At 65.5% G+C, this 25743-nt stretch carries 25 protein-coding genes; 14 read left to right on the top strand and 11 right to left on the bottom strand.

Annotated features, from left to right (window positions below):
• Positions 1-67: 67 nt before the first annotated feature.
• A complete protein-coding gene (polA, locus tag AAA989_RS08180) occupies positions 68-2950 on the top strand; it encodes a DNA polymerase I (RefSeq protein ID WP_338242434.1) in 2883 nt (960 codons plus the stop codon).
• A 39-nt stretch (positions 2951-2989) separates the two neighbouring features.
• Positions 2990-4102 carry a mechanosensitive ion channel family protein gene (locus tag AAA989_RS08175; RefSeq protein ID WP_338242432.1) on the top strand — a complete coding sequence of 371 codons (1113 nt, stop codon included), beginning with the start codon at positions 2990-2992 and terminating at the stop codon, positions 4100-4102.
• A gap of 42 nt (positions 4103-4144) precedes the next feature.
• Here AAA989_RS08175 and AAA989_RS08170 read toward each other — a convergent pair whose 3' ends face one another.
• Both AAA989_RS08170 and AAA989_RS08165 read right to left on the bottom strand, forming a co-directional pair.
• On the bottom strand, positions 4145-4855 hold the full coding sequence (locus AAA989_RS08170; RefSeq protein ID WP_338242429.1) for a hypothetical protein: 711 nt from the start codon (positions 4853-4855) through the stop codon (positions 4145-4147).
• 68 nt (positions 4856-4923) lie between these two features.
• On the bottom strand, positions 4924-7236 hold the full coding sequence (locus AAA989_RS08165) for a CDC48 family AAA ATPase (protein ID WP_338242427.1): 2313 nt from the start codon (positions 7234-7236) through the stop codon (positions 4924-4926).
• 480 nt (positions 7237-7716) lie between these two features.
• Between AAA989_RS08165 and AAA989_RS08160 the strand changes: the two genes are divergently transcribed.
• From AAA989_RS08160 to AAA989_RS08125, 8 genes are all read left to right on the top strand, one after another.
• On the top strand, positions 7717-8436 hold the full coding sequence (locus AAA989_RS08160) for a CoA transferase subunit A (RefSeq protein ID WP_338242425.1): 720 nt from the start codon (positions 7717-7719) through the stop codon (positions 8434-8436).
• A gap of 64 nt (positions 8437-8500) precedes the next feature.
• A complete protein-coding gene (locus AAA989_RS08155; protein WP_338242423.1) occupies positions 8501-9451 on the top strand; it encodes a hypothetical protein in 951 nt (316 codons plus the stop codon).
• Positions 9452-9497: 46 nt separating this feature from the next.
• Positions 9498-10133, top strand: a complete 636-nt coding sequence (locus AAA989_RS08150; RefSeq protein WP_338242421.1) for a CoA transferase subunit B — start codon at positions 9498-9500, stop codon at positions 10131-10133.
• Between the two features lie 66 nt (positions 10134-10199).
• Complete coding sequence (locus AAA989_RS08145) at positions 10200-10883, top strand: glutathione S-transferase family protein (RefSeq protein WP_338242419.1); 684 nt, start codon at positions 10200-10202, stop codon at positions 10881-10883.
• A 112-nt stretch (positions 10884-10995) separates the two neighbouring features.
• Entirely contained in the window at positions 10996-11544 is a 549-nt protein-coding gene (locus tag AAA989_RS08140) for a GbsR/MarR family transcriptional regulator (RefSeq protein ID WP_338242417.1), read from the top strand.
• A gap of 27 nt (positions 11545-11571) precedes the next feature.
• Entirely contained in the window at positions 11572-12120 is a 549-nt protein-coding gene (locus AAA989_RS08135) for a hypothetical protein (RefSeq protein WP_338242414.1), read from the top strand.
• A gap of 13 nt (positions 12121-12133) precedes the next feature.
• Positions 12134-12508: a hypothetical protein gene (locus tag AAA989_RS08130; protein WP_338242412.1), complete on the top strand. Its 375-nt coding sequence runs from the start codon at positions 12134-12136 to the stop codon at positions 12506-12508.
• 84 nt (positions 12509-12592) lie between these two features.
• The gene (locus AAA989_RS08125) at positions 12593-13882 is read left to right on the top strand and encodes a spinster family MFS transporter (RefSeq protein ID WP_338242409.1); all 1290 of its coding nucleotides are present in this window, start codon (positions 12593-12595) and stop codon (positions 13880-13882) included.
• Here the strand turns inward: AAA989_RS08125 and AAA989_RS08120 are convergent.
• From AAA989_RS08120 to AAA989_RS08085, 8 genes are all read right to left on the bottom strand, one after another.
• A complete protein-coding gene (locus AAA989_RS08120; RefSeq protein WP_338242406.1) occupies positions 13839-15101 on the bottom strand; it encodes a DUF418 domain-containing protein in 1263 nt (420 codons plus the stop codon). The two genes, AAA989_RS08125 and AAA989_RS08120, sit on opposite strands and share 44 nt — an antisense overlap.
• 18 nt (positions 15102-15119) lie before the next feature.
• A complete protein-coding gene (gene metK / locus AAA989_RS08115) occupies positions 15120-16340 on the bottom strand; it encodes a methionine adenosyltransferase (RefSeq protein ID WP_338242405.1) in 1221 nt (406 codons plus the stop codon).
• A 45-nt stretch (positions 16341-16385) separates the two neighbouring features.
• A complete protein-coding gene (lnt, locus tag AAA989_RS08110; protein WP_338242403.1) occupies positions 16386-17978 on the bottom strand; it encodes an apolipoprotein N-acyltransferase in 1593 nt (530 codons plus the stop codon).
• Between the two features lie 44 nt (positions 17979-18022).
• On the bottom strand, positions 18023-18703 hold the full coding sequence (locus AAA989_RS08105; protein WP_338242401.1) for a DUF4167 domain-containing protein: 681 nt from the start codon (positions 18701-18703) through the stop codon (positions 18023-18025).
• Between the two features lie 188 nt (positions 18704-18891).
• Positions 18892-19743: a peptide chain release factor N(5)-glutamine methyltransferase gene (prmC, locus tag AAA989_RS08100; RefSeq protein WP_338242398.1), complete on the bottom strand. Its 852-nt coding sequence runs from the start codon at positions 19741-19743 to the stop codon at positions 18892-18894.
• Positions 19740-20807 (bottom strand): peptide chain release factor 1, encoded by a 1068-nt coding sequence (gene prfA, locus AAA989_RS08095; protein WP_338242396.1) that lies wholly within the window; start codon positions 20805-20807, stop codon positions 19740-19742. Before prfA ends, prmC begins: the two co-directional genes overlap by 4 nt.
• Positions 20804-22045: a histidine--tRNA ligase gene (gene hisS / locus AAA989_RS08090; protein WP_338242394.1), complete on the bottom strand. Its 1242-nt coding sequence runs from the start codon at positions 22043-22045 to the stop codon at positions 20804-20806. Before hisS ends, prfA begins: the two co-directional genes overlap by 4 nt.
• Positions 22046-22083: 38 nt before the next feature.
• Positions 22084-23196 carry an LLM class flavin-dependent oxidoreductase gene (locus AAA989_RS08085; protein WP_338242392.1) on the bottom strand — a complete coding sequence of 371 codons (1113 nt, stop codon included), beginning with the start codon at positions 23194-23196 and terminating at the stop codon, positions 22084-22086.
• Between the two features lie 148 nt (positions 23197-23344).
• On the opposite strand from AAA989_RS08085, the gene ppa reads away from it, so the two are divergent.
• Positions 23345-23872: an inorganic diphosphatase gene (gene ppa / locus AAA989_RS08080; RefSeq protein ID WP_338242390.1), complete on the top strand. Its 528-nt coding sequence runs from the start codon at positions 23345-23347 to the stop codon at positions 23870-23872.
• A 50-nt stretch (positions 23873-23922) separates the two neighbouring features.
• Here the strand turns inward: ppa and AAA989_RS08075 are convergent, their stop codons facing one another.
• The gene (locus AAA989_RS08075; protein WP_338242388.1) at positions 23923-24357 is read right to left on the bottom strand and encodes an RrF2 family transcriptional regulator; all 435 of its coding nucleotides are present in this window, start codon (positions 24355-24357) and stop codon (positions 23923-23925) included.
• 80 nt (positions 24358-24437) lie between these two features.
• Between AAA989_RS08075 and AAA989_RS08070 the strand changes: the two genes are divergently transcribed.
• Genes AAA989_RS08070 through AAA989_RS08060 form a run of 3 tightly spaced genes read left to right on the top strand, consistent with a single transcriptional unit; the run spans position 24438 to position 25697 of the window.
• Positions 24438-24923: a group III truncated hemoglobin gene (locus AAA989_RS08070; RefSeq protein WP_338242385.1), complete on the top strand. Its 486-nt coding sequence runs from the start codon at positions 24438-24440 to the stop codon at positions 24921-24923.
• Positions 24916-25374 carry a hypothetical protein gene (locus AAA989_RS08065; protein ID WP_338242381.1) on the top strand — a complete coding sequence of 153 codons (459 nt, stop codon included), beginning with the start codon at positions 24916-24918 and terminating at the stop codon, positions 25372-25374. The genes AAA989_RS08070 and AAA989_RS08065 overlap by 8 nt, the downstream gene beginning before the upstream one ends.
• Positions 25371-25697: a TehB-like domain-containing protein gene (locus AAA989_RS08060; protein ID WP_338242378.1), complete on the top strand. Its 327-nt coding sequence runs from the start codon at positions 25371-25373 to the stop codon at positions 25695-25697. Before AAA989_RS08065 ends, AAA989_RS08060 begins: the two co-directional genes overlap by 4 nt.
• The last annotated feature ends 46 nt before the right edge of the window (positions 25698-25743 follow it).

The raw sequence follows: 25743 nt of genomic DNA, 5'->3' as shown, positions 1-25743 counted from the left end.
GGAGGGCGAGAATAAGGCAGGCCGATTGGTGCTTACAGGGGGCGGGACTGCGTGCTAGCAGGCACCCATGGCCGACAAGCAGCATCTCTACCTGGTCGATGGTTCGGCCTATATCTTCCGCGCCTATCACCGCCTTCCGCCGCTGACCAATCCGCAAGGGACGCCGGTGGGCGCGGTCTATGGCTACACCACCATGCTGTGGAAGCTGGCGGAGGACCTGGACAAGGCTGAGGGCCCGACGCACCTTGCCGTCATTCTCGACAAGTCGAGCCAGTCGTTCCGCAACGAGATCTACAGCGAGTACAAGGCCAACCGCCCGCCTCCGCCCGAGGATCTGGTGCCGCAGTTCCCGCTGATCCGCGATGCGACGCGCGCTTTCTCCCTGCCCTGCATCGAGGAACCGGACGTGGAGGCGGACGACATGATCGCCAGCTATGCGCGTGCGGCCACCCGCAGGGGTTGGGACGTCACCATCGTGTCTTCCGACAAGGACCTGATGCAGCTGATCGGCCAATGCGCCCAGGATGAGCTGGAAGAGGGCGTTGCCGAAGGCGGCTGCATCGACATGCTCGACACCATGAAGAACGCCCGCATCGGGCGCGACGAGGTGATCGAGAAGTTCGGGGTGCCCCCCGAGCTGGTGGGCGACGTGCTGGCGCTGATGGGCGATTCGGTCGACAACATTCCCGGCATCTTCGGCGTCGGCCCGAAAACCGCCAGCAAGCTGATCGCCGAGCACGGCAGCCTCACCGCCGCGCTGGACGCTGCCGAGGGCATGAAGACAAGCAAGCTCAAGGAACGGCTGATCGAGCATCGCGGCGATGCCGAGCTTTCGCGCGTGCTCGTGACCCTGAAGGAAGACTGCCCGCTTCCGCAGGATCTCGCCGAGTTCAAGCTAGACGGGGTGCCCAGCGAACCGCTGGCGCAATTCCTCGAGACCCACGGCTTCATGAGCCTGCTGCGCCGACTGGGCGCGGGCAACGGCAGCCCCAACCGCGCGACAGACCTCAATCCGGCGAAGCAGGATACCAAGGGCGAGGCGGCGGCTCCGGGCGGTAACACACAGCCCCTGCCCGACTGGCCCGCTGTCGACCGCAGCACCTATGAATGCGTGCAGACGCTGGAACGGCTGAAACACTGGGTGGGGCGCGCCTTTGCCGCGCGGCTGGTGGCAGTGGATACGGAAACGAGCGATCTCGATGCCATGGCCTGCGACCTCGTCGGCTTCAGCCTTGCGCTTGGGCCGAACGATGCCTGCTACGTGCCGCTGGCGCACGGCGGCAGCGACATGTTCGACGAGAAGCCCGAGCAGGTCGAACGCTCCGCCGCTCTCGCCGCCATCAAGCCGCTCCTGGAAAGCGAAGCGGTGCTGAAGGTGGGGCAGAACGTCAAATACGATATCAACGTGCTGAAACGCTGCGCCGGGATCGACCTTGCACCGGTGCACGACACGATGATCGTGAGCTTCGCCATGGATGCGGGCCGCGAGGAATCGGGCATCGGCGGCGGACACGGCATGGACGAACTGGCGGAACGCCATCTCGGCCACACCTGCCTGAAGTTCAAGGATATCTGCGGCACGGGCAAGAAGGCCATTCCCTTCAGCGAAGTGCCACTCGACAAGGCCACCGAATACGCCGCGGAGGACGCCGACGTGACCTGGCGGCTTTACCAGCACCTCCATCGCCGCCTCCCGCTGGAAGGGGCGACGCGCATCTACGAGCGGGTCGACCGCCCACTGATTCCGGTGGTGGCCGCGATGGAACGCGAAGGCATCAAGGTGGACCGCGCCGAGCTTTCGCGCCTTTCGGAGCAGTTCGCCGAAACCACCGCGCGCATCGAGGGCGAAATCCACGCCGAGGCGGGCGAGGAATTCACCATCGGCAGCCCCAAGCAGCTGGGCGACATCCTGTTCGACAAGATGGGCTACAAGGGCGGCCGCAAGGGCAAGAGCGGGCAGTACTCCACCGACCAGGCGGTGCTGGAAAGGCTTAGCGCGCAGGGCGCGACCATCGCCGACAAGGTGCTGGAATACCGCCAGCTGTCGAAGCTGAAGAGCACCTATACCGACGCCCTGCAGGAAGCGATCAATTCCGAGACCAGCCGGGTGCACACCAGCTATTCGCTGGTCGGCGCGCAGACGGGGCGCCTTTCGTCCACCGATCCAAACCTCCAGAACATTCCCATCCGTACCGAGATCGGGCGGCAGATCCGCAAGGCCTTCGTGCCGGACGAGGGCAACGTGCTGCTGGCGGCGGACTATTCGCAGATCGAGCTGCGCCTGGCCGCGCACATGGCCGATGTTCCCGAACTGAAGGAAGCCTTCGGCCAGGGTGAGGACATCCACGCCCGCACCGCGAAGGAGATGTACGGAGAAGTCGACCGCGACACCCGCGCCAAGGCCAAGACGATCAACTTCGCCATTCTCTACGGCATTTCGCGCTGGGGCCTCGCAGGCCGGCTTGGCGTGGAGCCGGATGAGGCGCAGGAGGTGATCGACACCTATTTCAAGCGCTTTCCCGGCATCCAGAACTACATTCACGAGACCCTGGAGACGGTGCGGGCAAAGGGCTATTCGGAGACGCTGTTCGGTCGCAAGACGTGGTTCCCGCGCATCAATTCGAAGAACCAGGCGGAGCGGCAGGGGTCCGAACGCGCGGCGATCAACGCGCCGATCCAGGGGACCAGCGCCGATATCATCAAGCGCGCCATGGCCCGCATGCTGCCCGCCTTGTCCGATGCCGGCCTCGGCCCGGACAACGGCAAGGGGGTGCGCATGCTGCTGCAGGTGCACGACGAACTGGTGTTCGAACTGCCGGAAGGCGACGTCGAGGCGGCGTCTCCGGTGATCGAGCGTGTCATGGCCGAGGCAGCGCTGCCTGCGGTGGAACTGAGCGTGCCGCTGGGCATCGAGATCGGCACCGGTGCCAGCTGGGATGCCGCCCACTGACCTTGCGGGCCCGCGCCGCGGGCTTTACTGCACTGCACCATGGACGAGATGCTGACCTCCCTGCGCGAAGCCATCCCCGATCCGGCGGAAGCCTGGCTCGTGGCCGCACTGGCCGCCGCCATCGGCGTGATCGTGGCGCTGATCGCCTATCGCATCCTGTTCGGCATCCTGCGCAAGGTCGCCCATGCCAGCGACAGCGAGACGGACAATGTCGTGGTCAAGCACCTGGCGCGACCGACGAAGTGGGCGATGGTGGCTCTGGGCATCGTACTGGCGGCGCGCGAAGTCCCGCGGCTGGACGCGGCGTGGGAGAAGATCGCCGGCTTCGTGATGCCCGCACTGATCGGCTGGATTGCCCTGGCCATCATGCGCGCCCTCGTCGCCGCGATGACGATGCGCGCCGATATCGACGTCGTGGACAACCTGCAGGCGCGGCGGCGGCGCACCCGGCTCGCCATCTTCAGCCGCATCGGCACCTTCGTGATCATCTTCATCACCGTGGGCCTGATGCTGCTCTCCATCCCCGGCGTTCGCGACATCGGGGTCACTCTGATGGCGTCTGCCGGCCTTGCCGCGCTGGCGGTAGGCGCGGCGGCCCAGCCCGCTTTGAAGGCGCTTATCGGCGGCCTGCAGATGGCCCTGACAGAGCCGATCCGCATCGACGACGTGGTGATCGTCGAGGGCGAGTGGGGCAAGATCGAAGATATCCGCACCACCTATGTCGTGGTGCGCATCTGGGACGAGCGGCGGCTGGTGGTGCCGGTGAACAAGTTCCTGGAGGAACCCTTCGAGAACTGGACGCGGCAGGGCGCAGAACTGCTTGGCACCGTGTTCCTGCACCTCGACCCGCTGGCCGACGTACCCCGTTTGCGTGCCGAGTTCGAGCGGCAGATCGAGGCCAATGCCAACTGGGACAAGCGGGTGAAAGCGGTGCAGGTCACGGACACCACGCTCGATTCGATGGAACTGCGCCTGCTGATGAGCGCCGAGAACGCCGCAACCGCCTTCGACCTGCGCTGCCAGATCCGCGAAGGCATGCTCGCCTTCATCCGCGAAAACATGCCCGAAGCCATCGCCGTGCGCCGCGTGGCCTCTGCCGCAGAAGCGCTGTGGGAAGGCGGGGAAGCGGGTATGACCTCGGGCAAGGATTAGGAGTTACTCCCTTACCCGCAAGGCTGCCGGGCTGGCGGGACGCTAGCCTTCCGGTATCCGGCGCAGCAGATCGTCGACTTGCGCCTTCGCGACTTCGAGCTCGTCTTCTATCCCGCCGGGAAGCTGCAGGTTGGCAACGACCAGCCGCAGCCCGTTCTCGATCCTGGTATCATCGAGCAGCGCCTGCGCATCGCGCCGCAAGGCGGGTGTATCTTGCCATGGCCCGGCAATCTGGACGGGAATGGAGGAAAACGTCGGGTCGTAGAGATACTGGTCGAAGTCCCGCGAGAGATGCTCTTCGCTGGCTTCGATGTTCCTGTAGGTTGCCTGCAGGTCGAGCAGGCCAAGCCGGACATCGTCGTCTTCAATGAGATGCAGCGCGCCTGCATTCAGCACCTCGTCCATCGTGTTCCGGTTCGGCTGCGTCTGCCGGGAATAGAGGGCGGAGTAGAATGCTTCGAAGAAAAGCGCCGGTTCCAACTCGCGCCCATCATAGAATTCAAGCACGGCTAGAGCGTCCTGACTTTGCGCGCGGCGTCCTTCGATTTCCTCCGTCAGCATCCGGCTGTCGGCCAGCAAGTCCGCCCGGAATCCATCGAGGTAGGCCTCGCCCAGTCGTTGTTCGGCGCGCGCCTCGTTCCAGTTCGATGCCTGTATGCCCAGGAACACCCCGAGGACGACGATCAGGAATTCGACGATGACGGCGAACCAGTTCTGCTCCTTGAGATACCCCAGCATGCGGCGATGAAACATGGCCAAGCCCTCCACGCTGAAGCGCTACCATGTTCCATCATCATTGTCCGCCCGGAGTTAGGCCCCGCCTACGGCCCGTGCTTCTTCTCGCGGGTCGATTCCACCATGCCTTCGGTGATGAAGCCGATGGGATTGACCTCCAGCGCGCGCTTCTTCAGCTCGCCCTTCATCTTTTTGTATTCCTCTTCCATCTTCGGCGTCACCGTGGGGCGCGAGTCCTTGAGGGCCGCAGTGAAATCGACCTTCGTCACCTGCTCCGGCGCGCCATTGGTGCGGCGGATGGCGTTGAGGCCGGCGCGGCGCACCACATCCTCAAGGTCGGCCCCGGTGAAGCGCTCGGCTTCCTTCGCGATGGCCGCCAGGTCCACGTCGTCCGCCATCGGCATGGCCGACGTGTGGATGCGCAGGATGTGCTCGCGTCCGGCCTGGTCGGGCGCACCGACATAGACCAGTTCGTCGAAGCGGCCCGGACGCAGCAGCGCGGGGTCCACCAGGGTGGGCCGGTTGGTCGCACCGATCACCACGATGGAGGACATTTCCTCCATCCCGTCCATTTCGGCCAGGATCGTGTTGACCACGCGCGCCGTCACCTGCGGTTCGTTGGCGGAGGACCCGCGCGCGGGCACGAGGCTGTCGATCTCGTCGATGAAGATGACGCACGGCGCGACGGAGCGGGCGCGGGCGAACATCTTGGCTATCTGCTGCTCGCTTTCGCCGTACCACTTGCTGAGCAAATCGCTGCTCTTGATGGAGATGAAGTTGGCCTCGGCCTCTTTCGCGACGGCCTTGGCCAGCAGGGTCTTGCCGGTTCCGGGCGGGCCGTAGAGCAGGAACCCCTTGGCGGGGCGAATCCCCAGCCGCTCGAAAGCGCGGGGGTTCTTCAGCGGCAGTTCCACGCCTTCCTTCAGCGAGGTTATGGCGCTGTCGAGACCGCCCAGGTCTTCCCAGCCCACGGTGGGAGCCTGGACCATCACCTCGCGCATGGCACTGGGCTGCACACGCTTCAGGGCCTCGCGGAAGTCGTTCTTCTCGACGCAGAGCTCCTCCAGCACCTCGGCGGGGATCTCGCGTGCATCGAGGTCGAGCTTGGGCATGATGCGGCGCACGGCCTCGATCGCCGCCTCGCGCGCCAGGGCAGCGAGGTCGGCGCCGACGAAGCCGTGGGTGGAGCGCGAAAGCTCCTTCAGGTCCACTCCCTCACCCAGCGGCATGCCGCGCGTGTGGATGGCCAGGATCTCGCGCCGCCCATTCTCGTCGGGCACGCCGATCACGATCTCGCGATCGAAACGGCCCGGCCGGCGCAGGGCTTCGTCGATGGCGTCGGGCCTGTTGGTGGCGGCGATCACCACCAGGTTGGCGCGCGCCTGCAATCCGTCCATCAGCGTCAGCAGCTGGGCGACGAGGCGCTTTTCCGCCTCGCCCTGCACCCGCTCGCGCTTGGGAGCGATGGAGTCGATCTCGTCGATGAAGACGATGGCCGGCTGGCTGCGTTCGGCCTCCTCGAAAACCTCGCGCAGGCGCTTTTCCGATTCGCCATAGGCCGAGCCCATGATTTCGGGGCCGTTGATGGTGAAGAACTCGGCATCCGATTCGTTCGCTACCGCCTGCGCCAGCCGGGTCTTGCCGGTTCCGGGCGGGCCGTGCAGCAGGACGCCCTTGGGCGGATCGACGCCCAGGCGGGTGAACAGTTCGGGGTAGCGCAGCGGCAGTTCCACCATCTCGCGCAGCGCCTTGATGGTCTCTTCCATCCCGCCGACGTCGTCGTAGTTGATCATGCCGCGCGCATCGCGCGGTTCCTCGAACTCGGTGCGCAGCTCCACCTCGGTATTCTCGTCGATGTGGACGAAGCCCTTGGGACTGGTCGAGACCACCTGAAGGCGGATCTGCGTGAGGGCATAGGCAGGTGCGTTGAACATGCGGCGCACTTCGGGCGGCACGTTCTGCACCGGCTGCTGACCGTGCGTGGCGACAAGGTCACCGGCGGTCAGCGGCTGCTTGAAGAACACCCTCTTCAACGCCTCGCTGGGGCCGTGCAGGCGCATTTCGCGGCGCGAGGGTGCGAAGACCACGCGGGTGGCGGGCTTGGTCTGGGCGCGGCGAACGAGCACGTGTTCGCCAGATGCGGTTTCGGCGTTGCCGCGCTGCAGGCCATCAAGCCTGATGACGTCGAGCGCCTCGTCCTCGCTGTAGGACGGCGCGGCGACGGCCACGGTAACGCGCTTGCCCTCGATCTCCACCGGATCGCCTTCGGTGATGCCTAGCTTCTGGAAGGCGCTGCGCGGCATGCGCACGACGCCGCGTCCCGATTCTTCCTGGCGGGCGGCGGCGACCTGCAGCCTTACCGTACCCTCTTCCACTTTCGCTGCATCCGCCTCGGCCATTGTCTCGTCCTTGCTCCGATCCTGTCTCGATTGCGGACCTAGGAACGGGCCGCATGAAATTCAAACCTGCCGGGAGCGGGATAGTGCCGAGATTTCCCGCGCAGGCGGGCGGCTGAGGCGAGCAAGAAAAAAGGCCCGGTCGTTGCCGACCGGGCCTGGAAGTTTTGGGAGAGGATGCCTGAAAGGCACGAGCAGATATGCGCGGATGACCGCGATCTCGCAAGTGCGAAAAGAACACGGGTTGTTGCAGAAAACGCAATTGCAATCTGTTCTTATTAGATTTCAGACCTCTAAATCCATGCGTATCGACTGCTGACGCTTCACTTCGCAGGCGCAGCATGCTTTTCGGCGGTTGAATTGTGCATTGCGCAACGAATCGCCCTCCATGGGCGGAGCGCGCGTCCTTGGCTGGTGACAGCCGCCACACTTGGTTCTAATGCGCTGCAAACACTCCTTTCGAACACTGCCAAGGATGCCGCGATGCAGAAACTCTTCCCGTCCGCCGAAGCCGCTCTCGAAGGCCTGCTGAAAGATGGCATGCTGATTGCCAGCGGCGGTTTTGGATTGTGCGGCATTCCGGAACGGCTGCTGAAGGCCATCCAGGACAGCGGCGTGAAGAACCTCACCTTCGCCAGCAACAATGCCGGGATCGACAACGAAGGCATCGGCATGCTCCTGCGCAGCAAGCAGGTGGCGAAGATGATCTCGTCCTACGTTGGCGAGAACAAGGAATTCGAGCGACAGTACCTTGCCGGAGAGCTGGAAGTGGAGTTCTGCCCGCAGGGAACGCTGGCAGAACGCATGCGGGCCGGCGGCGCGGGCATTCCCGGTTTCTACACCAAGACCGGCGTCGGCACGCAGGTGGCCGAGGGCAAGGAAGTGAAGCAGTTCGATACCGGCGACGGGCCGGAAGACTACATCCTTGAAAAGGGGATCTTCGCCGACCTTTCCATCATCAAGGCATGGAAGGCCGACGAGACCGGCAACCTGGTGTTCCGCAAGACGGCCCGCAACTTCAACCAGCCTGCAGCCACGTGCGGCAAGATCTGCGTCGCCGAAGTGGAGGAAGTGGTGCCGGCCGGATCGCTGGACCCCGATTGCATCCACCTGCCAGGCGTCTTCATCAATCGCATGGTCGTGGGCGCGCCCTACGACAAGAAGATCGAGTTCGTCACCACGCGCGAGCGCGAAAATGCCTGAGCTGCGGCCTCTTGATAGAGCCACGCGCGCGCCGGTGCCGTGTGGCAAACTCCTTTTCGTGGGAGTGGCCACGCTGACGCTGCAGGGATGCATCGCGGCGGCCGCCCTGCCGATCGTCGCCGGGGGTGGTGCCCTGGTTCGCAACAGCGTGTCGGACGATGCCCGTTCGGACGGACAGGTGGATATCCGGAACGCGGCCGCTCCGGTGGCGCGGCCAACTCCGGCTCCGACGCCCACCCCTGCCCTCGCCGCAGCCGAACCGCCGGTGCCGGCTGCCGCGCCCTCGGCTCCGGAACCGGCTGCAGCCGAGCCGGAGCAGGCTCCGCCTGCGGCCATCGAAGATCCCGCCCAGCCAGCGGAAGAACTGGCGACCAGCCAGCCCCTCACAGAACCTCCCGCTTCGGCCAATCCCGCAGCTGACCGTCTCGCCGGTCGCTCCGCCGCGCAGGCCGCGCTGAACATGCCGGCGGGCGAAGGCTATGGCGCGCTGCACGGCTATGCCATGCGCACGCTGGGCGAAGGCCTGCCGATGACCTCCGCCATGCTGGCCGATCCCACCAGCCTGCAGCCGGTTCGGCGCGATTGCGCGGGCAATTCGCCCACCGTCGTGATCGATCTCGATCCCGAGGACGGCCTCGTGCCCATTGCCGGTCCGCTCGCCATGAACACCGAACTGTCACGCGTTCTGGCAGACCTGCGCATGCGCGACGTGAGCATCGCCTGGATGACCGATCGCGGCCCTGTGGACGCGCGCGCCGTGCGCGATCGCCTGGTGGCAGCCGGTCTCGACCCCGAAGGCAGCGATTCGCTCTATGTCGAGCGCTATCCGGGAGAGACCAAGCAGGCGCGCCGCACCGCGCTGTCGGAAACGCAGTGCGTGATTGCGGTTGCTGGCGATACCCGCTCCGATTTCGACGACCTCTACAATTACATCATCGACCAGAACGACGCGCGCCCGCTGGAAATCCTGCTGGGCAATGGCTGGTTCCTGATCGACAACCCCGTCGGCGGCTGATCCGCCGCTTCGCCCCTGATCCCGCCCCCCAAGGAGAATACCCGACATGCCCTGGACCCGTGACGAAATGGCTGCCCGCGCCGCAAGCGAACTGGAGGACGGCTTTTACGTCAATCTCGGCATCGGCATCCCCACGCTCGTGGCGAACCACATCCCCGAAGGCATGCAGGTCACGCTGCAGAGCGAGAACGGCATGCTTGGCATCGGCCCCTTCCCTTACGAGGGCGAGGAGGACGCCGACCTTATCAACGCGGGCAAGCAGACCATCAGCGAGCTCCCGCACAGCGCCTATTTCGACAGCGCCACCAGCTTTTCCATGATCCGCGGCGGGCATATCGACCTGACCGTGCTGGGCGCGATGGAAGTTGCCGAGAACGGCGACATCGCCAACTGGATGATCCCCGGGAAGATGGTGAAGGGCATGGGCGGCGCGATGGACCTGGTCGCGGGCGTGAAGAAGATCATCGTGGTGATGGAGCACACCAGCAAGCACGGCGATCCCAAGTTCATCCCCGAATGCACCCTGCCACTGACCGGCACCAACGTGGTCGACATGATCATCACCGATCTCGCCGTGTTCCAGCGGCCCGACCACGAGAGCCCGTTCAAGCTGATCGAGCTGGCTCCCGGCGTGACCGCCGAAGAGGTGGCCGACAAGACGACGGCGCACTACGAAGCCTGAGGCCCGCTTGACGCTGGCTGGCGCCCGAAGGCCGGGCTATGCCTGCGGCAAGGGAGGACTGCTGCCGTGTCCTATCAGCTGATTACCGCCAACCGGAACTATTCGAGCTGGAGCCTGCGCCCCTGGGTGCTGATGAAGGCGCTGGACATCCCGTTCGACGACCGCATCGAGCCTTTCACGGCCCCGGTGAACTACGAGGCCTTCCGCGCCTTCTCGCCCACCGGGCAAGTGCCCGTGCTGATCGACGGAGAGCGCACGGTCTGGGATTCGCTCGGCATCGCGCTCTACCTGGCGGAGAGGCACGACGGCGTGTGGCCGAAGGACGAGGCTGCGCGCGCCTTTGCCATGTGCGGTGTCGCGGAAATGCATGGCGGCTTCTCCGCCCTCCGAAACCAATGCCCGATGAACGTCGGCGTGAGAGTGAAGATGGCTGCGGCCGATCCTGCACTGGCGAAGGACGTGGCGCGTGTGCGCGAACTTTTCGAGGAGGGTCTCGATCGCTTCGGCGGACCGTGGCTGGCCGGGCCGGACTTCACCGCGCTCGATGCGTTCTTCGCCCCGGTCGCGTTCCGCGTGCGCACCCACGGGCTGGACGTGGGACGGGGACAGGCATGGGTGGAGCGGATACTGGCGCACCCCGCCATGCAGCAGTGGGAGCGAGAGGCTTTGGCCGAAAGCTGGCGCGAGGAAAGTCACGAGGCGGAAGTCGGTGCTTCGGGAACGGTCATCGAAGACCTTCGGCAGGGCTAGGGTCAACTCGCAAGGACAATGTCGGGAAGCACCGGATAGACACGCCCGTTGACTTGGCACGCCTGTTCGTGCATTTCTGAAATTACAGAAATGCAGAAAGGCGCAGCGAGTCGTGAAGATCACCGATATTCCCGAAGCCGAAGCCTTCATCCTCCACTGGGGGGAGATGGGTTCGCACTGGGGGGTGAACCGCTCGGTCAGCCAGGTGCACGCGCTGCTCTACCTCAGCGACCGTCCGCTCCATGCGGAGGAGATCTGCGACACGCTCGGCCTCGCCCGCTCCAACGTCTCCACCGCGCTCAAGGAATTGCAGGGCTATTCCATCGTCCGCCGCCAGCACGTGATCGGCGACCGCCGCGATCACTTCGTGGCCGAGACCGACCTGTGGGAAATGCTGATGCGCATCAGCGTGGAGCGCAAGAAGCGCGAGATCGACCCCACGCTGCAGGTGCTGTCAGACCTCTCCGCCCAACTCGAAGGCCGTGACGACGTGCCCGCGCATATCCGCGAACGGATAGAGCGGATGCACACCTTCATGGGCACATTGACCGGCTGGTTCGACGATGTGCGCAAGCTGCCCAAGGGCACGCTCGTCTCGCTGATGAAGCTTGGCGGCAAGGTCGCCCGCTTCATTCCGACGCGCAACCAGAGCGGTAGCTAACTCCCACGAACGAAAGGATCACTCGCCATGACTGCCGATCCACGCGATAGAGTTTCTGATTTTACAGAAATTACCGACGAAGAACTTGCATTGCTGATCGGCACATTCTTTCGCGCCATCGGCTGGGGGGCGGTCGCAGGCGGCGGGGTCTTCCTGGTGGGCACGGTGCCTCTCGGACTGGCGATGCTCGTCGGCGATGGTGAGCCCCGTGGCCTGCTGGTGGCCCTGCTGCCGCTGGGGATTGCTTTTGCCGGAGCACTGGCGGGCATGACCTTGATCGGCCTGCCCCTTACCGCTTTTCTGCGCCATTTCCGGCGCGAGCAGACGGCGATCTACGCCACCATCGGCATCATCGGCGGCGTGCTCCTGCCAGTGCTGTTCGCTGGCTGGTTCGAAGGCGAATTCAACGGCGGCTCGATAGGGGCCGGGCTGTTCCTCGGCTTGTTCGGCGCCATGGCAGGCGGCGTGACCGGCAATATCTGGGGCAACTACCGCGAAAGTTTGGCGCGCCCTGACTCCCAGCCCGTCGACGAAACCGAAGACACCACCAATCCCTACCACGACATGATTTACTAGAAGGAGAAGTCCAATGACCGAACTAAGCTACTTCGCCTATCTCTTCATCGCCATCGCTCTCACGGGCTGGGTCGCGCGCACCTTGAGTGTCAACGGCGAGGTCTTCCTGGTGGATTGCTTCGGGCATGACGAGGTGCTGGCGCGCAGCACAAACCACCTGCTGGTGGTGGGGTTCTACCTCGTCAACGTGGGCTTCATCCTGCTCACCATCAGCCTGGGCAGCGAACCCGCCACGATGGCCGAGGCGATCCGCTTCGTTGCCACGAAGGTTGGCCTCGCCGTAATGGTGCTGGGCTGCTGGCACTTCTTCAACATGCAGATGATCGCCCGCTACGGCCGCAAGGTTGGCCGCTGGGTGCGCGAGAACCACGGCGCGAAGCCCGTCTAGGCCCCCTCTCGCCGAACATGGTCACGACGGCGGCTCCATTGCGGGGCCGCCGTTTTCGTTTATGCCTTTCATCCGGGAGGGTTCATGATCCAACGCAGCAAATCGCCGTGGCTGGCGCTGGTGGTGATCGCCTCGATCGCCACGGTCGGCTTCATCGACCGCATCGTGGTGAACGTGCTCGTGGAGCCGGTGAAGGCCGAGTTCGGCCTATCGGACGCGCAGGTTTCCCTGATGGCCTGGGCCTTCGCCCTTCTGAACATCGGCGCGGGGCTGGTGGTGGCGCGCATTGCGGAGCGGGTGCGCCGTCTCACGCTGATCTCCTTCGGCACGATATTCTGGTCCGTCGCCACGGCCGCCTGCGGCTGGGCCGGCAGCTGGGTGCAGCTGCTGGTGGCCCGCATGGGGGTGGGACTGGGGGAAGCCATTGGCCTGCCCGGCAACCAGTCGGTGGTTGCGGACTATTTCCCCGCCAACAAGCGCGGCCTCGCGATTTCCTGCCTGCTGCTCTCCCCGCCGCTGGGAGCCTTCATCGGCTTTGTCGGCGGCGGCTGGATCGCGCAGGAATTCGGCTGGCGGATGACCTTCCTGATTGCCGCCATACCGGGGCTGGTGATGGGTTTCGTAGCCTGGTTCTTCATCGAGGAGCCGCGCCGCGGCCAGCACGACCCCGGCGCGAGCGAGGACGTGCCGCCCTTCACCGCCGTGCTGGGGCGGCTGTTCCGCCTGAAGAGCGCGCGCAACCTCGTGATCGGTTCCGCGCTCGCCGCCATGCTGGGCTTCGGGCTCAACTTCTTCTTCGCCAGCCTGATGGTGCGCCAGTTCGAGGTCGGGCTGGCCGAGGCCGGCCTCTATGCAGGGCTGATCGCCAGCCTGCCCGCCGCGCTCTCGGTGGTGGGCAGCGGCTGGGCGGGCGACCGGTTCGGCGAGGGCAACCCGAAGGCCTATGCCCTGATCCCGGCGGTCTGCCTGCTGATAGGCGGGCCGCTCTACGCCTTCGCTATCCTGCAGGACCACCTGCCGCTGCTGCTGGGGCTGGTCTCCATCGCGACGTTCCTCAACTTCGGCTATCTCGGCATCACCTACGCCACGCTGCAGAACCTGATGCACCCGCGCATGCGGGCAACGGCCGCGGCGGTGCTCAACGGCGTGTACGGCGTGGCGGGCGGGCTCGGTCCCTCGCTGCTGGGCTGGTTCAGCGACAGCCTTTCAGTCGATTACGGCGCGGCGCGCGGGCTGGCCATCGCGATGGCGCTGGGTGGCCTGTTCTACCTGTGGGCCGCAGCGCACTACTTCCTCGCCGCGCGCCACTTGTCGGCCGACATGCAGACGGTCAGGACTCCACCCCCCGCTCCCGCCGCAGCTGCAGGCGTCTGAAACCGGCCAGGCTGCGCCACAGCCACTCCGCCGGACCCTGGCGGAAGCGCGCCAGCCACGGGCGCGACCAGGCCAGCATGGCGATGACGGGCACGAGGGAAAGGAGCAGCGCCTGCCCGCGCGAAACCTCGCCGAACAGACCCAGCCCCCAGGCAGCGAACAGGGCGGCGAAGATCACGCTGGTGCCGAGGTAGTTGGTGAGTGCAAGGCGACCGGCCGCGGCCAGCAGCCGGGTAGCCGCGTGGTCCTTCATCACGCCCCCGAACAGCGCCATCGCCAGCGCGGCATAGCCGGTGCCAAGGGCGATATCGAACGGCGCGGACAGGACGATGGCATTGGCGGCGGTGACGATCGGGTCGAAACCGGAGAGAATGGACCATGCGGCAAGGGAGATGAGGACCGGAATGGATATCACCGCGCAGCTGCGCGCCAGCCGCAATGCACGGATCGCGTCCCACTCACCGGCCAGCAGCCCGCTGCGCCACAGCGCCGTGCCCAGCAGCATGGAAGCCAGTGCGGAGGGGATGGAGGCGATGATGAAGCGGACTTGCAGCATCGGATCGGACACCCGCCGGACCAGCCGCTCGGTCAGGCTCTCCTCCCCACGCGCCAGCGAAGCTGCGGTGGTATCGGGATGGCCGCCGTAGGTTCGCTCGGCAATCTCCTGTGGCGCGGGATCCACCGGTATGCCGCCGACGCGCTGATACCAGTAGTCCAGCCAGCCCCACGCGTAGTAGCCCGAGACCGCCAGCTGCGCCGCGATCAGCAGGCCCGCCGCCCACAGCAGGCGGCGCACGCTCCAGTGCATGGCAATCGGCAGCAGCAGGCCGCACACGGCATAGATGCGCAGCACGTCGTTGTTCGCGAGCACCACGGCATGGGCCAGGCCGATGCCCAGCAGCACCGCCATTCGGGCATAGTGCGCGCCAACGGGGCGCCCCTCGCCGCGACCCAGCAGGATCGCCACGCCCGCCCCGAACATCATGGCGAATAGAGCGCGGAACTTGTCCTCGACGAGCACGAAGCTCACCGCCCACAGCGCTGTCTCCAGCGCGTCCGTCCCGCCCCAGACCCGCGGATTGAGGTAGGCGTTTGCCGGCATGGAAAAGGCGATCACGTTCATCGGCACGATGCCGATCACGGCCACGCCGCGCAGCGCGTCCAGCGCAGTTACGCGATGCCGGGAAGAAGGCGCGGCGGTGAGGGCAGTGCCCGGCATGCCGCGCGCTTCGTCGGATCAGGCCAGCGCGGCCTTCAGGTCATCGGCAAGGTCGGTGCGCTCCCACGGGAAGTAGTCGCCTTCCGCCTTGCGACCGAAATGCCCGTAGGCTGCGGTCTTGACGTAGATCGGCTTGTTGAGGCCGAGGTAGGTGCGGATGCCGCGCGGGGTCAGTCCGCCCAGCTTCTCGTTGGCGCGAATCGCTTCCTCGATCTTCTCCTCGTCCACCGTGCCGGTGCCGTGGGTGTCGACGTAGAGCGAGAGCGGTTCCGACACGCCGATGGCATAGGCGATCTGGATGGTGCAGCGCGTCGCGAGGCCGGCGGCCACGACGTTCTTGGCCAGGTGGCGGGTGATGTAGGCGGCGGAACGATCGACCTTGGTCGGGTCCTTGCCGCTGAATGCGCCGCCGCCGTGCGGAGCCGCGCCGCCATAGGTATCGACGATGATCTTGCGGCCGGTCAGGCCGGCGTCGCCATCGGGTCCGCCGATCACGAACTTGCCCGTCGGGTTGATGTGCCACTTCGTCTCGTCGGAAAGGAAACCGTCGGGCAGGATATCGGCCACGACGCCCTTCACGTAGTCGTGCAGCTCGGCTTCCTTGTCCCCTTCGTCATAACCCGGCGCGTGCTGGGTGGATACGACGACGGCGGTGCAGGCCACCGGCTTGCCGTTCTCGTAGCGCAGGGTCACCTGGCTCTTGCTGTCGGGCTCCAGGTAGGGAGCCTTGCCGCTCTTGCGGTCGGCGGCCATGCGCTCGAGGATCTTGTGGCTGTAGTCGATCGTCGCCGGCATCAGGTCGGGCGTCTCGTCGCAGGCAAAGCCGAACATGATGCCCTGGTCGCCCGCGCCTTCATCCTTGTTGGAACCTTCGCTGCCGGCATCCACGCCCTGCGCGATGTCGGCGCTCTGCGGGTGCAGGTGGTTCACGAAGGTGAGGTCGCCCCAGTGGAAGCCCGACTGTTCGTAACCGATGTCCTTCACCGTCTGGCGCACGACCTTCTCGATCTCGGCCTTGGCACCGATTTCCCAGTTGCCGTCGGTATCGATCATTCCCTTGCCGCGCACCTCGCCTGCCAGCACCACGTTGTTAGTGGTGGTCAGCGTTTCGCAGGCGACACGGGCCTCCGGATCCTTGGACAGGAAGAGGTCGACCACGGCATCGGAAATCTGATCCGACACCTTGTCGGGGTGGCCTTCGGAAACGCTTTCGGAGGTGAACAGGTAGGATTTGCGCATTGCGTCGATTTCCTTCGCGATGATTCTGGGTATTTGGCCGTCGGCTTAGCCACGGCCCCTGCGCATTGCAACGAAAGCGGCCGCCAATAAGGTCCCTGCCCAGAGCAGCGAAAGTATATTGCCGAGCCGCGCAAAAAGAGTCGGTTCGGCGGCCGGGGGAACACGCGTGTCGATACGATCGTGCACGTTCTGGCCGAGGTGCTGGCGCACCACGCCGCGGGCGTCGATCACGGCGCTGATTCCCGTGGTGGTGGCGCGCAGAACCGGCAGCCCTTCCTCGATCGCGCGCATCCGGGCCTGCGCCAGGTGCTGCGGCGGACCGAAGGCGCCGAACCAGCCATCGTTCGACGGGTTGAAGATATAGTCCGGCCTGTTGCCGGGCTCCGTCACTTCTCCGGGAAAGACGATCTCGTAGCAGATCTGGACCCCGGCCTTGCCATGGACGCCAAGGTCCAGCGTGCGCGGTCCCGGCCCCGGCCAGAAATCGATGCTGCCGGCCACCAGTCGGGACAGGCCGAGCGGCTCTAGCACGTCGCGGAACGGGAGGTATTCGCCGTAGGGCACGAGGTGCGCCTTAGCATAACCGCCGAGTATCTCGCCCTCGGATGAAACGGCGGTAACCGCGTTGCGCGCACCCACGGCGCGCAGCCAGCCGCTCTCGTCGGCCTCGATCTCCAGGTCCACCGCGCCGGTCAGCAGCACGCTGCCCTCGCCCACCGTCGCGCCCAGGCGGCGGCGAGCATAGGCGGGGCTGCCCAGCGCCGTGGTGCGATCGTAGTAGCGCTGCGGATAGCCTTCGCGAAGGTAGTCCACCATGCCGCTCTCGGGCCAGAGCACGATGCGCGGCGCGGCCTCGCCTTCGGGGCGGGGCGAGAGCTGGGCGAGACGCGCGAAGTTCGGTTCGTAGAACTGCGGATCGGAAAGGGTGGGCTGGCGAATGTCGGGCTGGGCGATCGTGACCAGCAACTCGCCGTCCTCGCCCTCGCCCGCCGGCCAGTACATGCCCGCGGCGAGCAGAACGGCCACCGCGCCGCCCGCCAACCAGTTGCGCTCCCTGGCCAGCAGCACCAGGGCGCAGCCCAGCAGGACAGCCAGACCGGAAAGGGCATAGGTGCCCATCAGCGGCGATACCGCGGCGAGGCCCGGCCGGTCGAACGGGCCGAGCAGCAGCATGCCGAGTGGGTTCCAGGCGTAGCCGGTGAAGACCCAGCCGCGCATCCATTCGGTGACGATCCAGCCGCCCGAAAAGGCGAGCGCAAAGGCCCAGCCGAAGCGACCGCGTGTCACGAGCCAGGCCAGCAAGGCAGCCAACCCCGGATAGACAGCAAGATAGATTGCCAGCAAAGGCACGGCGACCCAGCCCAGCAGGGCAGGCATCTCCGCCTGGTAGGTGAAGGCCGTGGCGATCCAATTGTTGCCGAACGTGAAATGGGCCACGCCGAACAGCCAGCCCAGGCCGAAGGCGCGCAGCCAACTGCTCGCGCGGGCGGCAAGCGGCGCAAACAGGCCCACCGCCAGCAAGGCGACGGGCCAGAGGCCCAGGGGCTGAAAACCGGTTGCGGAAAGCAGGCCAAGCGCCAAGGAGGCAAGCCGCGGGTGGGCGGCGATCCGATCGACAATCGCAGACGCGCTGTTCATGGCGGTCCGTTAGCGCCGATCCACAATGCTGTCAGCCTGTCAGATCAGTTGACCGCTTCCAGGGCTTCCCCGCCGTCGTCCTCATCGGACCGCGTACGGCGCGAACGGCTCAGCTTGCGGCGCGGCTTCTCATCCTCATCGTCGTCCGATCCCCGGGCGATGGCCGGGGGCAGCATGTCGGGATCGAGACTGCCGTCGTCGTTCACCTGCTCTTCGGCATCCTTGCGCTTGCGCGCAGCGGGCTTGCGCTGCTTCTTGGGCTTCTCGGTCTTGGTGAACGGATTTTCGTCGTCTTCCTGGTCGCCCGAGGTGCCTTCGTAGCCTTCCTCCGGCTCCGCCATGTTGTCGCGGCGACCGCGCGTGTTGCCGCGGCGGCCCTTGGGCTTGTTCTGACGATCGTCGTTGTCGTCGTCATCGTCGTCGTCGGAATTGTCCGGCCCGCGGTCTGCATTGCGCTTGGCCTGGGCTTCTTCCTTCTGCGCCTTGTTGTCGGCGATGACGCGGAAATAGTGATCCGCGAACTGCAGGTAGTACTCGGTCTGCACACGGTCGTCGTTCAGCGAGGCCTCGTGCGCCAGCTTCTTGTACTTTTCCAGCATCTGCGGGGCATTGCCCCGGGCGCGGGAATCGATGCGGTTGTTGGACTGGTTTCCACCACCGCCCCCGCCGCGATTATTATTACTGCCGCGGCCGCGCCGACGATTGTTGTTTCGATTGCTATTCAAGGGAAATTCGCTTCCTCAATCTGGCTGCGGACAATGCCGCATTCGCCATCTGACCCCTCGTGAAGACACCCCCTCACGAGGTGTTTTCCGTCCGTCATCTGCATAGTCGTGACGCGGCCTTGCAGCCGCAGTACAGGCAAATGTCGGATTTCGGTCCAGCGCCCCGCGCTGTCGACCTATGCATAGAGTTAGCTACTCGATTCGCCTTTGCCAAGCCTTAATCGCAATTCGAGCGCCCTGTCGCGTCCGGCAAGGTCTTTATGTGCAACGGCAGCAAACCCGTGTTCGTGCGCGATTTCGCAGACAGCACTTGCCTGGTTGGCCCCGATTTCGAGCACGGCGATGCCGATTTCTGTCAACAACTGCGGCAGTTGGGGGATGATCGCGCGGTAGTCGTCCAGTCCCTCGGGGCCGGCAAACAACGCGCTGGCGGGCTCGTAGTCGCGCACGTCGGCGTCGAGTTCGGCGTTGTCCTCGACATAGGGGGGATTGGCCAGGATCAGGTCGAACCGGCCAAGCTCATCGGCCCAGCCCTCTCTCGTCCAGTCTGCAAGGCGCATGGCGGCGCGGCCCGCCAGTCCCAGCGAGACGGCGTTGGACCGGGCGACTTGCACGGCGGCGGGTGAGGCATCGACGCCGATACCCTCGGCCCCGGACAATTCGCTCAGCACGGCGAGAAGGAGCGCGCCCGATCCGGTGCCGAGGTCGAGCACGCGCGCGGCATCGGGGGCGGCGGCCAGCGCCGTCCGCACCACCGCTTCGCTGTCGCCGCGCGGAATCAGCACGGCGGGCGTGACGGCGAATTCGAGCCCGTAGAATTCCTGCCGCCCGACGATGTAGGCGACGGGCTCGCACGTCGCGCGCCGCTCGACCAGAGCGGCAAAGAGTTCCGGCGCGGCGTCGCGGGTATGGCGAAGCAGCAGGTCTGACCGCGACACGCCCAGCGCATGGGCCATCAGCAATTCCGCATCGAGGCGCGCGGTGTCGCTGTTGGCTGCTAGACGCGCGGCGGCCTCGCGCAGCGCCTCTCCGACGGTCACGCGTCCATCGCCGCCAGGCGCTTGGCCTCGTCCTCGGCGATCAGCGCGTCGACCAGCTCGCTCAACCCCGTGCCTTCCAGCACCTCGGGCAGCTTGTGCAGGGTGAGGCCGATGCGGTGATCGGTCACGCGGCCCTGCGGGAAGTTGTAGGTGCGAATGCGCTCGGAGCGGTCGCCGCTGCCCACCATGGCCTTGCGCGCTTCGGCCTCGGCCCCGTGGGCTTCCTCGCGGCGCTTTTCGTAGAGGCGCGAGCGAAGCACCTTCATCGCCTTGTCGCGGTTCTTGTGCTGGCTGCGCTCGTCCTGCATCGCCACCACGATACCGGTGGGCACGTGGGTGATGCGCACCGCGGAATCGGTCGTGTTCACGTGCTGCCCGCCTGCTCCGCTGGAGCGGTAGATGTCGATGCGCAGGTCGTTCTCGTCGATGGACACGTCGACTTCCGTCGGCTCCGGCAGCACCGCCACTGTCGCCGCGCTGGTGTGGATGCGTCCGCCGCTTTCCGTCACGGGCACGCGCTGCACGCGGTGGACGCCGCTCTCGAACTTCAGCTTGGCGAACACGCCCGTTCCGGTGACGTTGGCGACGATTTCCTTGAATCCGCCAACCTCGGCGGCGGCCACGCTGACCGGCTCCACCTTCCAGCCCTGCTCGGCGGCGTATTTCTCGTACATGCGATAGAGGTCGCCCGCGAAAAGCGCCGCCTCGTCACCGCCCGTGCCGGCGCGGATTTCCAGCATGGCCGGACGCTGGTCCGCCGCATCGCGCGGCAGCATGGCGAGCGCCAGCTTGCGCTCGGCTTCGGGCAACTGCTTTTTCAGGCTCGCCAGTTCTTCTTCCGCCATGGCGCGCATTTCGGGGTCGGAGAGCATGTCGTTCAGCCCCGCGATCTCCTCGCGCATGGCGGAAACCTCGGCGGCGATCTTCGCCACCGGCTCCAGCTCGGCATAGTCGCGGCTGGCCTGGACGAATTCCTCGCCCTCGAGCTGGCCCGACGCCATGCGCGCCTCGAGCTCGGCGAAGCGATTGGCGATCTGGCGGAGGCGTTCGGCGGGGATGGTCAATTGAGAAGCGCCTCGATCTGCGCGGTCAGATGGTCATCGGCCCTGATCCGGACGTTCTCTTCGCCATCGCGCAGCGAGAGACCGACGATGGCGAGCGCGCCGGCCTTCACCGCCTTGTCGAAACGCTTGCGGGGGCTGCCGCTGGCGATCATTTCCGCCGCCATCCCGGCTGCGCGCAGTGCGCCCAGCGTGCTGACCCCGCGCGACATCAGGGCATCGTCCTCGACCACCACGATGGCGTCTGCCGGAGCTTCCCCACTGTCACCCACGAGCATCGCCAGCCGCTCGATCCCCGCGGCCCAGCCGACCGCGGGCGTGTGCGGGCCGCCAAGGCTTTCCATCAGGCCATCGTAGCGCCCGCCGCCAAGAATGGTGCTCTGGCTGCCCAGCGCATCGGCGGCTGCAGTGCCCTCGTCCGGGATGAACTCGAAGGCGGTGTGGCGATAGTAGTCGAGCCCGCGCACGAGGCTTTCGGCGCGGGTCCACTTCACGCCCGCCGCATCGAGGCCGCTGGTGACGGCGTCGAAGAATGCGCGCGCATCGTCCGACAGGAAGGCGTCGATCTTGGGCGCATCGGCCACGAACATGCGGTCGCGCGGGTCCTTGGAATCGAGGATGCGCAGCGGGTTCTTGCCCAGCCGCTCCTGCGAATCCTCCGAAAGCTCGCCCTTCACCGCGCCGAAATAATCGACCAGCGCCGCCCGCCACGCCTCGCGCGTATCGGCATCGCCCAGCGTGTTGAGGTGCAGTGTAATGCCCTCGATGCCCAGCTCGCGGATTACCTGGTCGGCCATCGCGAGAAGTTCGACATCGGCCTGCGGTTCGGCCGCGCCGATGATCTCCGCGTCGATCTGGTGGAACTGGCGGTAGCGGCCCTTCTGCGGACGTTCGTAGCGGAAAACCGGGCCGTGGGTCGCGGCCTTCAGCGGGGCGTGCTGCTGCCAGCCGTTGGTGAGGAAGGCGCGGCAGATCCCGGCGGTGAATTCGGGGCGCAGCGTCAGGCTCTCGTCGCCGCGGTCGGTGAAGGTGTACATCTCCTTCGAGACGATATCGGTCGTCTCGCCGATCGAGCGGGCGAACACCTCGGTCTTCTCGAACACCGGCATTTCCACCCGGCGGAAGCGATAGAGCCTGCGCACGCGCTCGAAAGTCTCGACGACGAACGCGAAGGCCTCCGCCTCGGGTCCGAAAATGTCCTGCGTGCCCCTGATGGCCTGCGGTGTTTTTCCCTTGCTCATGGGCCGCAGCCTCTAGGCCGCGCCCGGCGCTCGCGCAACTACTCCGCAGCCTCCAGGAAGCGCTCGTCGATGCTGGTCTCGGCTTCCCAGCTTTTCAGCTCGGGCAGCACCTCCTTCGCGAACAGCCTTATGGACCGTTCCGCATCCTCCTGCGGCATGCCGCCGAAGTGGACGTGCGGGAAAAAGCCCTGCGGCTTGTAGATTTCCTTCAGCTCCCACATCCGGTCGAGGATCATCTGCGGCGTGCCGGTGACGGCGGATTTGCCGAACTTGGTGACATATTCCTCGATCGCCTCGGGGCTATCCAGCATCATCTTCTCGTAATGCTCGTAACCGGTCACGTCGGCATAGGTGCCGGGCGTGTCGAGGTGGTAGTTCTTCACGGCCGAGCGCATCGTGTGGGCGAGATACTTGTGCCCCTGCTCGGCTGCGTAGTCGGCATCCTCGTGGATGTAGAAGTTGCCGCTCAGCATCGGCGGCGGCGGCTCGCTGCCGTCCCCGTGCACTTCCTGCCATACCTCGCGGTACTGGTTGGGCGGGGCCTCCTGCCCGCGCTGCGGCAGCATGAGCACCATGTTGCCGAAACCGTGCTTTGCCGCGGAATACATCGAGGATCCGGAAAGCGAACCGCAGAACTTGCGCCCCTCGAAGCTCTTGATCGGACCGGGGCGCAATTCGCTGCGGGCAATCTTGCCGAAAGTCCCCTCGCCCTCGATCACGCCGGTCTCCAGCGCCGGTATCAGCACGTCGAGCACTTCGTTGTAGAGCGCGCGGCTGTTGTTCTGGTCCACTCCCAGGCCGGCGAATTCGTGCGCCGAAAGCCCGCCGCCGAAACCCAGGATCGCGCGGCCTCCGGACAGGATATCGAGATTGATGATCTTCTCGGCCAGCCGCACCGGGTTGTGCCACGGCACGATGATGCACTGCGTGCCCAGCTTCACGTGCTTCGTGCGCGCGGCGATATAGGTGAGCAGCTGCAACGGATCGTTCGACATCGAGTAATCGGAGAAGTGGTGCTCGGTGATCCACACCGAATCGAAGCCCAGTTCCTCCGCCAGCAGCAGGTTGCCGATCTCGTTGCGAACGAAGTCCGCATCGCTTCCGTGTTCGCCGCCCTGATGGGCAAATCCCGTGGCCAGACCCACATGCATCGCGTTTCTCCTGTCCCCAAAACGACTCTTGTTGCCTTTGTCCGGAATGTGCGCCCAATCCCCGCGCTTGGCAATCGGCGACGCTTGGGCTAGGCGCGCCAGCGGATTTGGGAGGGGTGCCAGACACACCGTAAAGGGACGAGCATCCATGCGTATCGAACACATTGCCACGGGCGACAATCCGCCCGAGAGCCTGAACGTGGTCATTGAAGTGCCGACAGGCGGCGAGCCGGTGAAGTACGAATTCGACAAGAAGTCGGGGGCGCTGTTCGTCGACCGCATCCTGCACACGCCGATGCGCTATCCGGCGAACTACGGCTTCGTGCCGCACACGCTGTCGCCCGATGGCGACCCGCTGGATGCGCTGGTGATCGCGCGCAGCCCCTTCATGGCCGGCTGCGTGGTGCGTGCGCGCCCGATCGGCGTTCTGCACCTGGAAGACGAGCACGGCGGCGACGAGAAGCTGGTCTGCGTGCCTGTCGACACGACCTTCCCGTACTATTCGGACGTCGGTGAGACGAAGGATCTACCCAGCATCATCTTCCAGCAGATCGAGCACTTCTTCACCCACTACAAGGACCTGGAGAAGGAAAAGTGGGTGCGCGTGGGCGCCTGGGGCGATGCCGCCGAAGCCAAGCGCATCGTGCTGGACGCGATCGAGCGGGCCAAGAAGTAGGTTTCACCGCCCGCCCGGCCTGGCGGTGACCATGAGCGGGCGCGCGCGCCTTACAGCGCCGCGCCCAACAGCCGTTCCCTGATCGCTGCCGGCTTCCGGGCGATATCCGCCAGGGTGAACTGGTCGAGATGCCGGAGGAAGGCCTCCAGCGCTCCGCCCAGTGCCGGCTTCAGGCCGCATACTCCATCGATAACGCATCCCGCTTCGCCGCCCATGCAGGCGACGAAGCCCTCGAAGCGTTCGAATTCGCGCACCACGGAGCCGACATTTATGTCCTTCGGCGGGCGGGCCAGTTGCATGCCGCCGCCCCTCCCGCGGGTTGTCTTCACCAGACCCGCGGCGTTCAGGTGCTGCGCGACCTTGGACAGGTGATTTCGCGATATGTCGTAGTGCTTGGCCATCCAGTCCACCGAGAGAACCTCGTCGGTAGAAGCCAGCGCCATCAGCATGCGAAGGGCGTAGTCGGTCTTCAGGCTTAGCTGCATTAAATATGCATATAGGATGTTGATTTTATCGACAAGCCAGTTAAATGGGTATCCAAGATACTAATTTAAGGGTCGTAGCCATGACCGAAACAGCCGAGAAGACACGCCTGCGCGATCACGCCCGGCAGGCCCGCGCGGCAAAGCGCGCCGAGGCGGAGGCCATCGGGATCGATGAAGACTTCATCTCGGAAATGGCCGAGGGTTTCTATGCCTCGATCCGCCAGGACGATCTGCTTGGCCCCATCTTTGCCGCGCGGATTGCCGAGTGGCCGCCCCACCTCGCCCGCATGAAGCAGTTCTGGCGTTCGGTGCTGCATAACAGCGGCGAATTTTCAGGCAATCCGATGGTGAAGCACATCGCCATTCCCGGTCTGACCGAGCAGCATTTCAGCCGGTGGCTGGAGCTTTTCTACGCCAACCTTCGCCAGATGAACCCCGGCCCCCAGGCCGTGGAACTGGTGGGGCAACGCGCGCGGATGATCGCGGAAAGCCTGCTGACCGGCATCGCCATCGATCGTGATGGCATCGGCGGAGCAATCGAAAGAAGGAGCCTACCCCATGTTTGAATACAAGGATCATCGCCGCGAATTCGAGATTGCGGACCGGCTGGAAGACATTCTGCCCGAGATCGAGGTCGCTCCCCGTGAACTGCCGGTTGCCCAGCCCGAATCCCGTGGCTTCGAGCTCCCGGCCCGGATCTGGCTGACGATGATCGCCTGTTACGGTCTCTTTCTTGCCGCCATGATCGCCGCTTTGGGAACGAGCGGAAAGGCGATGCTCTCCATCGCCGTCTCGATCGTCTACGTGGCGGTGTTCTTCGCGGTCAGCCGCGTCATGGTTCTGCAGAACCCCGGTCGCGGCGCTTCGCCGCTCGATCGCGATGGCTTCCTGATGACCCACTTCGGACCGATGGAGAGCAAGGCCGTATACGGGCAGATTCTCGTGGTCCCCGCAGCAATCGCTTTCTTCGGAGTGGCAGTCGCGGCGATCATAGCCTTCTCTGGCGGCGCGGCATGAGCGCGGCGGAACCAGGCCGCAGGTTCACGGCGCCCGATTCGGTCGAGGCCTATCGGACGATCGGGCCGTTCGACACCGCCGGCTTGCCCGCCGGGCTGCTGAAGGAACACAGGCTCAAGGAAGGAACCTGGGCGCGGCTCACCGTTCTCTCCGGCGAGATCGGCTTCGCGTGGGATGACACCGCCAACGAGGGAGAAGCGGTCGTCCTGCGCGAAGGAGAGAGCATCGACGTGCCGCCGACGGTGCCTCATCACCTCGAGGTGCAGGACGGTGACTTCAGCATCGAGCTCACGTTTCTCGCCGAACCGGATAGCCAAAGGTGACTGTGCGCCACGTCGGATCTAATCCGACTTCCGGATGAGATCGCCC

Source organism: Aurantiacibacter hainanensis (assembly GCF_036321025.1).
Classification (GTDB): domain Bacteria; phylum Pseudomonadota; class Alphaproteobacteria; order Sphingomonadales; family Sphingomonadaceae; genus Alteraurantiacibacter; species Alteraurantiacibacter hainanensis.
Note: the sequence above shows the minus strand (reverse complement) of the source record. Positions and strands in the feature narration are given on the sequence as shown.